General features: G+C 70.8%; 12 protein-coding genes. 10 read left to right on the top strand and 2 right to left on the bottom strand.

Going from position 1 to position 14,028, the window contains the following annotated elements; translation table 11 throughout:
- Positions 1-315 (bottom strand): AzlD domain-containing protein, encoded by a 315-nt coding sequence (locus tag AC5020_RS13135; RefSeq protein ID WP_464988620.1) that lies wholly within the window; start codon positions 313-315, stop codon positions 1-3.
- Positions 312-1,061, bottom strand: a complete 750-nt coding sequence (locus AC5020_RS13130; protein ID WP_464988619.1) for an AzlC family ABC transporter permease — start codon at positions 1,059-1,061, stop codon at positions 312-314. Before AC5020_RS13130 ends, AC5020_RS13135 begins: the two co-directional genes overlap by 4 nt.
- 101 nt (positions 1,062-1,162) lie before the next feature.
- Here AC5020_RS13130 and AC5020_RS13125 point away from each other — a divergent pair, with 101 nt between their 5' ends.
- From AC5020_RS13125 to recA, 10 genes are all read left to right on the top strand, one after another.
- Entirely contained in the window at positions 1,163-1,864 is a 702-nt protein-coding gene (locus AC5020_RS13125) for an HAD-IA family hydrolase (RefSeq protein WP_377794404.1), read from the top strand.
- 157 nt (positions 1,865-2,021) lie between these two features.
- Positions 2,022-4,838, top strand: a complete 2,817-nt coding sequence (locus AC5020_RS13120; RefSeq protein ID WP_464988618.1) for an asparagine synthase-related protein — start codon at positions 2,022-2,024, stop codon at positions 4,836-4,838.
- Between the two features lie 64 nt (positions 4,839-4,902).
- Complete coding sequence (gene dapA / locus AC5020_RS13115; RefSeq protein ID WP_377020396.1) at positions 4,903-5,823, top strand: 4-hydroxy-tetrahydrodipicolinate synthase; 921 nt, start codon at positions 4,903-4,905, stop codon at positions 5,821-5,823.
- A gap of 15 nt (positions 5,824-5,838) precedes the next feature.
- A complete protein-coding gene (locus AC5020_RS13110; protein WP_377020397.1) occupies positions 5,839-7,533 on the top strand; it encodes a ribonuclease J in 1,695 nt (564 codons plus the stop codon).
- Positions 7,534-7,738: 205 nt separating this feature from the next.
- Positions 7,739-10,687, top strand: coding sequence for an FtsK/SpoIIIE family DNA translocase (locus AC5020_RS13105; protein WP_464988617.1), 2,949 nt, complete (start codon positions 7,739-7,741; stop codon positions 10,685-10,687).
- Positions 10,688-10,773: 86 nt separating this feature from the next.
- A complete protein-coding gene (gene pgsA, locus AC5020_RS13100) occupies positions 10,774-11,382 on the top strand; it encodes a CDP-diacylglycerol--glycerol-3-phosphate 3-phosphatidyltransferase (protein WP_464988616.1) in 609 nt (202 codons plus the stop codon).
- Positions 11,372-11,848: a CinA family protein gene (locus tag AC5020_RS13095; RefSeq protein ID WP_464988615.1), complete on the top strand. Its 477-nt coding sequence runs from the start codon at positions 11,372-11,374 to the stop codon at positions 11,846-11,848. The genes pgsA and AC5020_RS13095 overlap by 11 nt, the downstream gene beginning before the upstream one ends.
- Positions 11,849-12,068: 220 nt before the next feature.
- Positions 12,069-12,374, top strand: coding sequence for a helix-turn-helix domain-containing protein (locus AC5020_RS13090; protein WP_377020422.1), 306 nt, complete (start codon positions 12,069-12,071; stop codon positions 12,372-12,374).
- Position 12,375: 1 nt separating this feature from the next.
- The gene (locus AC5020_RS13085) at positions 12,376-12,600 is read left to right on the top strand and encodes a DUF3046 domain-containing protein (RefSeq protein WP_377020401.1); all 225 of its coding nucleotides are present in this window, start codon (positions 12,376-12,378) and stop codon (positions 12,598-12,600) included.
- 260 nt (positions 12,601-12,860) lie between these two features.
- Positions 12,861-13,973, top strand: coding sequence for a recombinase RecA (recA, locus tag AC5020_RS13080; protein WP_377803314.1), 1,113 nt, complete (start codon positions 12,861-12,863; stop codon positions 13,971-13,973).
- Positions 13,974-14,028 lie beyond the last annotated feature (55 nt).

Here is a 14,028-nt window from a genome sequence, read left to right as displayed (position 1 = left end):
TCAGGCCCATCCGAGGGCGCGCAGCCCCGCCGCGGCCACAGCCGCACCGAGCACGACCACGAGGAACGGTGCGCGCAGCACCAGCAGCACCACCGCGACGCCCAGACCCGCCAGACGCGCATCCAGGACGATCTCCGTTCCACTGGTCGCCGTCTGCGTCGCCACCAGCGCACCCAGCAGCGCGATCGGCAGCAGGGACGTGATGCGCGCGACCCGAGGACGCTCCAGCACGTCCGGCGGCGCCTGGTAGCCCAGCCACTTCTGGCCGAACGAGATGACCGAGGCGGCGATCACCGCGATCCACAGCGTGCTCATCGGCGTTCCTCCTCGGGACGGTGGGGGCGCTCTGCACTGCCCCGCCGCGACGGCAGGAGCCCTGCGACGACGGCTACCAGGGCCGCGGCGAGCACGGGCAGCCCCGAGGGCAGCACAGGGGTGGACAGCAGGGCGACGAAGGCACCGGCCACCGCGATCGCCACGGCATCGCCGCCGCGCAGCCGCGGCCACAGCAGGGCCAGGAACGCTCCGGCGGCCGCCGCGTCGAGCCCCCACGCCCCGGGATCCGCGACATACTGCCCCGCGACCGCGCCGACCAGGGAGAACAGGTTCCAGAAGGCATAGACGCACAGACCGGCGGCCCAGAAGCCGGCGCGCCTCTCCTCGTCGGTGGTGCCGGAGGCGGCCAGGGCAGCGGACTCGTCGATCGTCAGCTGCGTCCGCGCGAGACCCCGCCATCCGCCGCGGGCGAAGGACGGCGCGAGGATCAGCCCGTACAGCGTGTTGCGCACCCCCAGCAGCACCGAGGCGATGGCCGCCCCGGCGGCGGAGCCGCCCCCGCCGATCACGCCGACGAAGGCGAACTGGCTGCCCCCGGTGAACATCACCGCCGACAGCACCATCGCCTGCCACACGTCCAGCCCCGAGGCCGTCGCGAGTGCTCCGAAGGAGATGCCGTACAGGCCCGTCGCGAGGCCGATCGAGAATCCGGTGCGGCGTATCGCACGGAGCCGCAGGGGGAGCTCCGGTCCGCTGTGGCCGGCCGAGGAGGAAGCGGTCGTCATGATGGTCGACACTGTACGGTCACCAGGGAGGACACTGCCTTCGCGTCCGCCTCGCGATGTGAGAACGTAGGGCCATGACGGCCACCCCGGACACTCCTGACGTGCCCACTCCTGTCGATGAGCTCCCGCTGCGCGCGCGAGCGCTGCTGCTGGACATGGACGGCACCCTGATCGACTCCGGACCGGCGGTCGAACGCGCCTGGAACACGCTGCTGCGCGAGTACGACGCCGGCGTCGAGTTCGGCCACGACATGCACGGCAAGCCGGCCCGCCAGGTCCTCGCGGAGCTGCTACCCGAGCTCACCGAGGAACAGCGTGACCAGGCCCACGCCCGCGTCGAGGCGCTCGAGATCGCCGACGTCGGCTCGATCCTCACCCTGCCGGGCGCCGAGCGGCTGCTGCGCGAGCTCGATGCCGCTGCGGAGGAGCTGGGCCGGGCCACCTGGACCATCGTGACCTCCTGCACCGCGCCCCTGTTCGAGGCCCGCTGGGCCACGACCGGTCTGCCCGTCCCACCGGACATGGTCACCGCGGACCAGGTCACCCGTGGCAAGCCGGACCCGGAGCCCTACCGCCTCGGTGCCCAGCGTCTCGGGGCGGAACCCGGCGCGTGCATCGTCGTCGAGGACTCCGTGGGCGGCCTGCGATCCGGCGCGGACGCCGGTGCCCGTACCGTCGCGGTGACCAGCACCACCCCGGCCGCGGATCTGGCGCCGATCGCGGACGCCCTGGTCACGTCGCTGGACGACCTCGAGATCCGCGTCAGCGACGGGGACCTCGTGCTCTCGCGCCGCGGCAGCTGAGACGCCTCGCCGCGTCGGGCCTGTGCGCCGGGACCGCGTTGATAAGCTCAGGCGGCTTGCCGACCTCGGCCCGACCCTCACCTGTGGCGCGGCGCCGAGCGGCTGCTGCAGCGCCGGGCCGATGACCGGTGCCGTCCCCCTCGAAAGGACTCGTCCCATGTGCGGAATCTCCGGCAGCTACGGATTCGGCGCCGACACCGAGGGCATCGCCCGGCGGATGGCCGGCGCCCTGGCCCACGACGGGGCCCGCACCGTCCCGGAGGACGAGGCCCTCGTCGTCACCGACCAGGCCGCTCTGGTGCATCGTGAGCCGAACGACCGCAGCCCGGACCGCACTCAGCCGATGGCCTCACCGGACGGCCGGTACACGATCGTCCACGACGGCGAGGTCCACAATCACCGGGAGCTGCGTACGCAGCTCGAGCAGCTCGGCCACAGCTTCCGCACCGACACGGCCACCGAGGTGGTGCTGGCGGCGCACGCGCAATGGGGCACCGCCGCCTACGACCGCTTCAACGGCATGTTCGCGCTCGCCATCCACGACACGCAGACCGGCGAGCTCGTCCTGGCTCGCGACCAGGTCGGGATCAAACCCCTCTACTACTGGCTGGGCGACGGCGGGCGAGGTCCCCAGCTCCTCTTCGCGTCCGAGATCTCCGCCCTGCTGGCCGCGGAGCAGTTCGAGGCCGCACCGGATGACCGCACCGTCTACCGCTACCTGCAGTTCGGCGTTCACGACGAGGACTCCCGGACCTTCTTCGACGGTGTGCGCCGGCTCCTGCCCGGCCAGGTCCTGCGAATCATCACGGACAGCACGGGCAGCACAGCGTCCGCCGCGGTGACCGAGTTCTCGAGCCTGCAGGAGGAGCTGCGCCGGATCGCCGCGCGCCCCGGCCGGCCCGTCGACCAGGACACCGTCGCCGAGTACCGGGAGCGGTTCGAGCGCGCGATCCGTCTGCGCCTGCCCTCCGACGGGACCGTGGGCACCTCCGTCTCCGGCGACCTGGGCTCCTCGGCGATCGCCGCCGTGATCGCGCGCCACCTGCGCGAGGAGCCCGACGACGAGGCATACAGCGCCGTCGGTGCCCGCCAGCACGTTCTCCGCGCGACCCCCACCGGCGCCGTCGACCAGGATGCCTCCGACGTGGACTCCCTGCTCGCCGACTACCAGGACCAGATCGCCGCACACGAGGTGCGCACGGGCGCCGGGGACGACCTCGAGGACCTCCGCGAGGCGGTCCGCGCCCAGGGGGAGCCGGCCGCCTCGAGCGCTCCGTATGCGCGGTACGCGGTCCTTCGCGAGGCCGGCCAGCACGTCACGGCGCTGCTGGACGGCCTCGGAGCGAGCCAGACGATGGCCGGGGACGAGCGACATCACCGGGTGTACCTGCGACAGCTGCGCCGCCACAGGAGACTCGCCCCGCTGGCCCGTGAGCTCGCCGCCTCCCGTGACCTCCTGCGCGCGGCCGCGCGGCGGGGCTCCGGACGCGCCGCGGTGCCGGTCGACGCGCTGCTGAACTCCGGTTTCGTGGAGGAGCACAGCGCCGAGACGCTCAGCCTCGTCCAGGACAACCTCAAGCAGCGGCTGCTGGAGGACGTGTTCCGCACCTCGCTGCCGGCGCTGCTGCGCGAGCACGACAGGTTCTCGAGGCGCTCCGGGGTCCAGGGGCGCCTGCCCTTCCTCGACAAGGAGCTGCTGGCCTTCCTGTTCTCCCTCGAGGAGTCGGCCTTCCTCGCCGGCGGGCGCGGCTGCGGGATCCTGCGTGAGGCGATGGACGGGATCGTGCCCGGTGCGAGCACCGACCTTCGGGGCCGACACGATGCCGATGCCGGCGCCGGTGCCGCAGGAGCCGGCGTTCTCGCCTCCGCCGAGGACGAGTGGCTCCGCGCCCTCGGCCCGGCCGTGCGGGAGATCTTCGCCTCGGAGAGCTTCGCCGATCGGCCCTATGTCGACGCCCCCAGCGTGCTGGCCCTGTTCGACGACTTCCTGGCGAACCCGGGAACCCACGACACGGGCGTCTTCTGGCGCCTGCTGAACCTCGAGCTGTGGCTGCGCACCTACATCGACGCCCCCGAGAGCTCCACCCTGGCTGAGCCGGGTGGCCCGGCCGGCTCTGGTGGGCCTGCTGAGCCTGCTGCGGCCCGCGCCGCACGGACGACGACCGCGCCGACCGCGGATCCGGACGAGGCGGCCGAGGCCAAGAGCGACTACACGGCCAACCCGGGCAAGCAGCTCGACCTGGTCTCGGAGGCCGACGGCCATATCTGGCGCCGCTTCCCGCTGCAGACCGAGCTGGTCGCCCGCGGCGATGACATCGAGGCGCGGGTCCGCGAGCACGTCGAGCGGTTCGCCGCCTCCCTCCCTGCCGATGCCCTCCCTGCCGGCGCGCCGTGGTACTTCGTGATCAGCGAGAAGATCATCGCCATCGCCCAGGGCCGCTCGTGGTTCACCTGGGAGATCACGCCGCGCCCCGCCGCGAGGGTCCTCAGCCGGTTCGTCACCCGCACGCCGGCCGGCATCGGACTGGGCGATCCCACCACCATGGAGCTGGCCGTGCGCGAGGTCGGACTGCCCCGGGTGGTCGCCGCCTCGGCGGCCGGAGCCGCGGGCAAACTGATCGGCAAGCGCGGGCTCTTCTACCACGTGGTGGGGGCCGACGTCCGAGCGATCGACGGGCCGACCCCGTACTCCGCCTTCCCCTCGAACGTCTCGGCGAAGCTGCCGCCGAAGGATCCCGACGCCGTCTCCGCGCGGATCTCGGCGGCCATCCGCGGCGCCGAGATCCCGGCGGCCGTGCGCGACAGCTTCACCGGCACGGTCGTGATGGACGCCAACGACATCGGCCGCAACGTGCTGGGGTCGGACGTGACGACCGCGAACGAGCGCCTGGAGGCGACGTTCGCCGACAACCCCCTCGGCCAGGGCCGCCAGCGCACTCCGCTGGCGATCCTGGTCGATCTCGGCCCCGCGTGAGGGCACAGACCGCGGCCCGGCCTGGACTAGGCTCCGGGGACCACGACTTTTCCGGGAGGAGACCATGACCAGCCCCGATTCGCGCCCCCTGCGGCCCTTCGGCACCGTGGGGACCGCTGTGGTCACTCCGTTCACCGAGGACGCCCACGAGATCGACCTCGATGCCGCCCAGGCGCTGGCCGCGCACGTCAGCGAGCACGGCAACGATCTCATCGTGGTCTCCGGCACCACCGGAGAGGCCCCGACCCTCACCGACGTCGAGAAGATCGAGCTCGCCCGCGCCGTGCGTGCGGCCGTCGGCCCCGAGATCAAGGTCGTCGCCGGGGTGGGCACCTATGACACGGCCCATTCGATCGACCTGGCCCGCGCGCACGCCGAGCTCGGCCTGGACGGGCTGCTGGTGGTGACCCCGTACTACTCCAAGCCCAGCCAGGCCGGCATCATCGCGCACACCACCGCGGTCGCCGACGCCACCGACCTGCCCGTCATGCTGTACGACATCCCCGGCCGCACGGGGGCCGCGCTCGCCTACGAGACGCTGCTGCGCCTGGGCGAGCACGATCGGATTCTGGCGGTCAAGGACGCCAAGGCGGACCTGCTCCAGGCCACCCGGGTGATGGCGGAGACAGGGCTCGCCTACTACTCCGGTGAGGACGGCCTGAACCTGCCGTGGCTGACGATCGGCGCCGCGGGCATGGTCTCCGTCGTCGGCCAGGTCGCCGGTGACCTCGAGAAGCAGATGGTCGAGGCCGTGGACCGGTCCGACCTCGTCGCCGCGCGCGACGCCCACAACCGCCTCGCCCCCGTGGTCGAGGCCATCATGAATCACATCCCCGGGGCCGTCGCCGCCAAGGCCGCTCTCGCCCTGCAGGGCGTGCTGCCCCACGCGGCCATGCGCGGCCCCCATGTTCCTGCCGATGCCGACCAGCTGCGCGCGCTCGCCGCCGCGCTGGACGCGGCCGACGGCGTACCCCCCACGCGATAAGGCTCGGAGGCCTCTATGACCACTTCGTATTCCCACCGACTGAACCAGCCGCCGAAGCTGAAGCGCGGCACCCTGCGGGTCACCCCGCTGGGCGGGCTGGGGGACGTCGGCCGCAACATGTCCGTGCTCGAGTTCGAGGGCAGGCTGCTCATCGTCGACTGCGGGGTCCTCTTCCCCGAGGACGCCCAGCCCGGGGTCGACCTGATCCTGCCGGACTTCGACATGATCAGCGATCGCCTGGACGACGTCGCCGCGATCGTGCTGACCCACGGCCACGAGGACCACATCGGCGCGGTGCCCTACCTGCTGCGGATGAAGCCCGACATCCCGCTGATCGGCAGCCAGCTGACCCTGGCCTTCATCGAGGCGAAGCTCAAGGAGCACCGCATCAAGCCCTTCACCTACGCGGTGAAGGAGGGCCAGCAGGAGAGCTTCGGCCCGTTCGACTGCGAGTTCGTCGCCGTGAACCACTCGATCCCGGATGCGCTCGCCGTCCATGTCTCCACCCCGGCCGGTACCGTCCTGCACACCGGCGACTTCAAGATGGATCAGCTGCCGCTGGACGGCCGGATCACCGACCTGCGCGCCTTCGCACGCCTCGGCGAGGCCGGCGTGGATCTGTTCATGACCGACTCCACCAACGCCGAGGTGCCCGGGTTCACCGTCGGGGAGAAGGAGATCGGACCCACCCTGGACGCGGTGTTCGGCCGCGCACGCCAGAAGATCGTGGTCGCCTCCTTCTCGAGTCACGTCCACCGCGTCCAGCAGGTGCTCGATGCGGCCGCCGCCCACGGGCGGAAGGTCGCCTTCGTCGGCCGTTCGATGGTGCGCAACATGGGCATCGCCGCGGACATGGGGTACCTCGATGTGCCCGAGGGCATCCTGGTGGACGTCAAGCGCATCGACAACCTGCCCGATGAGCAGGTCGTGCTGATGTGCACCGGCAGCCAGGGCGAGCCGATGGCGGCGCTCGGCCGCATCGCCAACCGCGACCACCGCGTCAGCGTGGGCCCCGGGGACGTCGTGGTCCTCGCCTCCTCGCTGATCCCGGGCAACGAGAACGCGGTCTTCCGTGTGGTCAACGGCCTGATGGCGCTCGGCGCCGAGGTGGTCCACAAGGGCAACGCGAAGGTGCACACCTCCGGTCACGCCAGTGCCGGCGAGCTGCTGTACTGCTACAACATCGTGCGCCCGAAGAACGTGATGCCGATCCACGGCGAGGTCCGCCACCTCATCGCCAACGGCAAGATCGCGGAAGCCACCGGTGTGCCGCCGGAGCGGGTGGTCCTGGCCAAGGACGGTCACGTCGTCGATCTCAAGGACGGCGTCGCGAAGGTCGTCGGTGAGGTGCCCAACGGCTACGTGTACGTCGACGGCTCCAGCGTCGGCGAGATCTCCGAAGCGGATCTCAAGGACCGCCGCATCCTCGGGGACGAGGGCTTCATCTCCCTGTTCGCCGTGGTCAACTCGGAGACCGGTTCGCTCATCGCCGGCCCCGAGATCCACGCGCGCGGCGTGGCCGAGGACGACGTGGTCTTCCAGAAGATCCGTCCCGAGATCGTCAAGGCGCTCGAGCAGGCCGTGGCCGATCAGTCCAACCGCCGTGACACCCACCAGCTGCAGCAGATCATGCGCCGCGTCGTCGGCCGCTACGTCTCCCAGCGCCTGCGCCGCCGCCCCATGATCATCCCCATCGTGATCGAAGCCTGATCGACGTGCTGCGAGCTTGCGAGCGGTAGGAGATCAGGACGTTAGGCACAGCCTGATCGACGTGCTGCGAGCTTGCGAGCGGTAGGAGATCAGGACGTTAGGCACAGCCTGATCGACGTGCTGCGAGCTTGCGAGCGGTGAGATAGCGCCTGATCGCAGGCCCAGCCTCCCGGGCTGGGGCCGAGCTGGACGGTACCCTGGTGCCATGGCGACACGTACGTCTTCCCCCGCACGTGCGTCGAAAGGCTCGTCACGGACCTCGGCTGCCGGTAGCTCGCGCACCGCCGGCTCCGCGGCCCACGACCCGTCGACGCTTCCCCTGCCGGTGCGCGCAGTGCGCTCCGGCTATCTGGCGATCGCCCGGATGGTCGGCGGTTTCATCCGCTCCATCGGTGTGGCGCGCTGGGAGGTCGCCCCCGAGCAGCGGCGCGACGGCTACGCCCTGTTCCTGATGCTCATCGCGACCCTGGTGGCCGTCGTCGAGTGGTGGCAGCTGGGCGGTCCTGTGTTCGGCGCGGTGCACACCGTGGTGGCCGGGACCTTCGGCATCTCCTCCATGGTGATCCCGCTGCTGGCGGCCGGCTGGGCGATCCGGATGTTCCGCCGCCCGGATCAGGTCCGGGCCAACTCGCGCATCGCGATCGGCATCGCGCTCCTGCTGGCCGCGATCTCGGCGATCGCCTCCGTCTCCGCGCGCATGCCGGCTCCGGCGGACGGGATCGACAACCTCGCTCGCGGAGGAGGAGTCCTCGGGTATCTGGCAGCAGCTCCGCTGGAGGCGCTGCTGCCCCCGGTCGCCGTCATCGTCATCCACTCCGTGGTGATCGCCTTCGGGATCCTGGTCCTGACCGCCACCCCCGTCGAGTCGATCCCCTCGCGCGTGCGCGATGTCTACGAGGTGATGGTCGGCCGCAGCGAGGAGGAGGACGCCGAACGCGTCGCCTTCGGCCTGCGCCCGCGCCGAGTCGATCCGGAGGTCCACGAGCAGGCGACCGAGGCTCAGCCCGCCGGGCGTCCGCGTCGCCGCAGCCGCAAGGAGAAGGCCGAGGCGGAGGCAGCGGGTCGCGACCACGAGAGCTTCGGTTACGCCGGGGACGAGGCCTTCGAGCAGGGAGTGACCGCCGAGGACGCCGCGGCGGCCACGGCGAAGAAGAAGCGCCGCGGAGCCGGCCGTGGCCGGGCCCCGGTCGACTCGACAGAGGTCTTCGACGTGGTGGAGGACGAGAATCACCGTGCCAAGACCTTCCCGGGGAAGGACGCGAAGGGCGCCCCTGACGCGACCACCCCGATGCCCGCCGGCGCCCCGGGTGCCGCCGCGGCGGCCGGCGCCACCAAGCCTGCCCGCAGCGCGGCCGCCTCCCGGCCCGCCGCGACGCAGCAGAAGCCGGAGAAGTCGGAGCCCGACCTGATCGAGCCGCCGATGGGCGACCTGCCCCGGGCGGGCGAGCAGCTCGAGCTCGCCGGCGACGTCGTCTACACCCTGCCCGAGTCCTCCTTCCTGACCGAAGGCCCGCCCCACAAGACGCGGTCCGAGGTCAATGACCAGGTCGTGGCCGCGCTCATGGAGGTCTTCGAGCAGTTCAACGTGAACGCCGAGGTCTCCGGCTTCTCCCGGGGGCCGACGGTGACCCGGTACGAGATCGAGCTCGCTCCGGGCACCAAGGTCGAGAAGGTCACGGCACTCGACAAGAACATCTCCTATGCCGTGGCCAGTGCGGACGTGCGCATCCTCTCGCCGATCCCGGGCAAGAAGGCCATCGGCATCGAGATCCCCAACACGGACCGCGAGACGGTCGTCCTCGGCGACGTGCTGCGCAGCTCCGTCGCCCATCGCAACGAGCACCCGCTGGTGATGGGTGTGGGCAAGGACGTCGAGGGCGGCTACGTGGTCGCGAACCTCGCCAAGATGCCGCACCTGCTGGTCGCTGGTGCCACCGGTGCCGGGAAGTCCAGCTTCGTCAACTCGATGATCACCTCGATCCTCATGCGTGCCACTCCCGAAGAGGTACGCATGGTCCTGGTCGATCCCAAGCGCGTCGAGCTGACGATCTACGAGGGCATCCCGCACCTGATCACTCCGATCATCACCAACCCCAAGAAGGCCGCCGAAGCCCTGGAATGGGTGGTCAAGGAGATGGACGCCCGCTACGACGACCTCGCGACCTTCGGGTACAAGCACATCGATGACTTCAACAAGGCCGTCCGCGCCGGCGAGCTGACCCCGCCGCCGGGCAGCGAGCGCCGACTCGCGCCGTACCCGTACCTGCTGGTCGTCGTCGATGAGCTCGCCGACCTCATGATGGTCGCCCCGCGCGACGTCGAAGCGTCGATCCAGCGCATCACCCAGCTCGCCCGTGCGGCCGGCATCCACCTGATCCTGGCCACCCAGCGACCCTCGGTCGACGTCGTCACCGGCATCATCAAGGCCAACGTCCCCAGCCGCCTGGCCTTCGCCACCTCCTCCCTGCAGGACTCCCGGGTCATCCTCGACTCGGTAGGCGCGGAGAAGCTGATCGGTCAGGGCGACGCGCTGTTCCACCCGATGGGCAAGGCCAAGCCGATGCGTGTCCAGGGTGCGTGGGTCAACGAGTCGGAGATCCACAAGGTCGTCGACCACGTCAAGTCCCAGATGAAGCCCAACTACCGTGAGGACGTCACGGTGGTCGCGGCCAAGAAGCAGATCGACGACGACATCGGCGACGATCTCGATGTGCTGCTGCAGGCGGCAGAGCTCGTGGTCACCACGCAGTTCGGCTCGACCTCGATGCTGCAGCGGAAGCTGCGCGTGGGCTTCGCGAAGGCAGGCCGCCTGATGGATCTGCTGGAGTCCCGGGAGATCGTCGGCCCCTCCGAGGGATCCAAGGCCCGCGATGTGCTGGTCCATCCCGACGAGCTGGGGACGGCTCTGGCCCGTATCCGCGGGGAGGAGACCGCAGAGCCCGCCGCGGACGAGCCGTACGCTGCCGACCAGGCCGTCGAGCTCGAACCCGGTGCGGAGGGAGACCCAGCTGCCCCCGCAGCGCCCGGGATCGGCGACGGCGGGGACCGATACGCGGCAGATCCGCTGGCCGACGACGGCTCCGAGCCCGCCACCGAGTACTACGACGAGGATGATGGGGACGGAGAGGACGCCTGGAGCCTCACGGGCCGCTGACCCGGCGGCCCCGGCCCGCCACCCCGCCGCGTCACCCGGCTCCGCCGGATGCCACCCGCCGCCCACCTCGCACAGCAGGAGCACCGATGACCACACCCCGCACGGATCCGGTCCCGCTCTGGAACATCGCGAACATCCTCACCATGGTGCGGTGCGCGATGGTGCCCCTGCTGGTGGTGCTCGCCGTGCTCTACCCCGAGTCGATCGGTGGGCGGCTGCTCGTGGCCGCGGTGTTCGTCCTGGCCATGATCACCGACTACCTCGACGGTCACCTCGCGCGCAGCCGGAACCTGATCACCGACTTCGGCAAGATCGTGGACCCGATCGCGGACAAGGCGATGACCGGGGCCGCGCTGATCATGCTCTCGGTGTGGGAGTACGTGCCGTGGTGGATGACGATCCTGATCCTGGTGCGCGAGATCGGGATCACCGTCATGCGGTTCACGATCCTCAAGTACGGCGCGCTGCCGGCCAATGCGGCCGGCAAGGCGAAGACCATGGTCCAGACCGTCGCCATCACCTTCTGCCTGATCCCGTTCGAGCTGTGGTGGCAGCCGGCTCGCTGGCTCGGCCTGGCCCTGGTGCTGCTGGCCGTCGTGCTGACCGTATGGTCCGGACTGGTGAATCTGAAGGACGGGCTGCGGCTGCGCCGTGAGGCCCTCGCCGGCGGCCCGGGCCATGGCGATGGCCTCTGATCCGGCCGTCGTCATCGCGCGGGCCGCTGAGCGGGGATGGACGATCGCCACGGCCGAGTCGTTGACCGCGGGAGCGGTCGTTGCGCGCCTGGTGGACGTCCCCGGCGCGAGCGCTGTGGTCGCCGGGGGAGCGGCCTGCTACTCCTACGACGCGAAGACGGCGGTGCTCGGCGTGGACGCCGGGCTGCTGCGCGAGACGGGAGCGGTGACCGCGCAGGTCGCGTGGGCGATGGCGGAGGGAGCGCTCGAGCTCTATGGCACGGACCTCGCGGTCGCGACCACGGGGGTCGCCGGGCCCGGCCCGGACGAGCGCGGCGTCGCGGAGGGCACCGTGGTCCTGGGCCTGGCTCGCCGCGGGGGCCGCACGCGAACGCGTGAACTGCATCTCAGCGGCGGAAGAGCGCGCATCCGGGCCGCGGCGGTCGAGGCGGCGCTCGATGAGCTGGCAGCCGAACTCGAGGACTGAGCGAATCCGCCGGTCAGCGCTATCGATCCGGCGCGGTGGCGCGGACGTCGCGCTCCCAGGTCCGCCATACACAATTCCCAGCGGGCGCTGGGAGCGAGGCCACTACACTCTGGGGAACACTCACGGGGGTGGCCGCGTTGTTCTGATCGTGATGACTTCGACGCACCGCACCCACGGGGTGCACCATCATCAGATCAACCAGAGGAACGGAGGCAAGGCCATGGTCCTTTTCCGTCAGGAGCTCGGGGACGTCCTGCGCGATGCGCGCCGTTCCCAGGGCCGAACGCTGCGGCAGGTGTCCTCCGATGCCCGTGTATCCCTGGGATATCTCAGCGAGATCGAGCGCGGCCAGAAGGAGGCCTCCAGCGAACTGCTGGTCTCCGTGACCGAGGCTCTCGGCCTCCCGCTGTCTTTCGTCCTGCGCGAGGTGTCCGACCGCTTCGCCGTCGCCGAGCGCGTCAGCATCCCCGACACCGTGCCCGAGGGTCTCGCCGACGACGCGGCCCCGCTGGTCGGCGCCCGCTGAGGTGCGGCGCAGCGAGTTCACGGAACTGGCCGATCACGTCTTCGGCCCGGTCCTGGCCCGCACCTACACACGCGACCTCGTGCTCGAGGAGACCGGCGGTCTGACCGCCGAGCAGGCCCTCGAGCGCGGGGTCGCGGTGCGTCTGGTGTGGACCGCTCTGTGCGACGCCATGGACGTTCCCGAGTCCCAGCGCTGGGAGGTCCCCGCCGAGCAGCGACGGCGCTGAGGCGGGCCTGATCCGGCGCTGATCCGTGACGGAGCGCGACACGCCGCGACACGACCGATCCTCTCGCGTGTTCGAACGCGTGTTCGGTATGGTGGGGATCGACGGTCTCCCCGGCACCATCCGCACGGTCGCGTCTTTCCTCCCCACTCCTCATCCGTCCACACGGACATCGGGGCGGCGGCGGATGTCGGGGCCGCCGCCTAGTGTGGCCGCAAGGTCAATACGTCGGCACTCCCGGCCCCTTGGAAGGAACGAAGCTCATGCCTGCACCGAAGACAGCCTCGAAGGATCGCGGCTCCTCGCTCGACAACGCCCTCGCCCAGATCGACCGCCAGTTCGGCAAGGGCTCGATCATGCGTCTGGGCGATGACACCAGGCCGCCGGTCGAGGTCATCCCCACCGGCTCCGTGGCCCTGGACGCCGCGCTCGGGGTCGGCGGCCTGCCCCGCGGCCGCATCGTCGAGATCTACGGCCCGGAGTCCTCCGGCAAGACCACGCTCGCCCTGCACGCGGTGGCCAACGCGCAGCGCAACGGCGGCATCGCCGCGTTCATCGACGCCGAGCACGCGATGGATCCGGAGTACGCCAAGAAGCTGGGCGTGGACATCGACGCACTGCTGGTCTCCCAGCCGGACACCGGCGAGCAGGCCCTCGAGATCACCGACATGCTGATCCGCTCCGGCGCACTCGACATCGTGGTGATCGACTCCGTCGCGGCCCTCGTGCCCAAGGCCGAGATCGAGGGCGAGATGGGCGACTCGCATGTGGGTCTCCAGGCCCGCCTCATGTCCCAGGCGCTGCGCAAGCTCGCCGGCGCCCTGTCCTCCTCGGGCACCACCGCCATCTTCATCAACCAGCTGCGCGAGAAGATCGGCGTGTTCTTCGGCAGCCCCGAGACCACCACCGGCGGCAAGGCACTGAAGTTCTACGCCTCCGTGCGCATGGACATCCGGCGCATCGAGACGCTGAAGGCGGGCACCGATTCCGTGGGTAACCGCACCCGGGTCAAGATCGCCAAGAACAAGATGGCCCCGCCCTTCAAGCAGGCCGAGTTCGACATCCTCTACGGGGAGGGCATCTCCCGCGAAGGAGGGCTGATCGATCTCGGGGTCGAGCACGGCGTGGTCCGCAAGTCCGGGGCATGGTTCACCTACGAAGGGGACCAGCTGGGGCAGGGCAAGGAGAACGCCCGCCAGTTCCTCAAGGACAACCCGGATCTGGCGGTGGAGATCGAGGAGAAGATCCTGCGCACCCTCGGTGTCGGGAAGTACGCCGCGGAACAGGCCGCACCCGAGGGCGAGGTGAGCGAGGCGCCTGCAGCCGCGCTCGGCGAGGATGAGTTCCTCGACGAGGACGTCCCCGCCACCATCTGATCGATGGCGCACAGTCACGGCATCAGGAGCGGCGCCGGCGACCCTCAGGGCGCCG

It is taken from the genome of Brachybacterium sp. SYSU DS0246 (assembly GCF_059391765.1).
The sequence above is the reverse complement of the archived record's forward strand: the minus strand, read 5'-3'. Positions and strand labels throughout refer to the sequence as shown.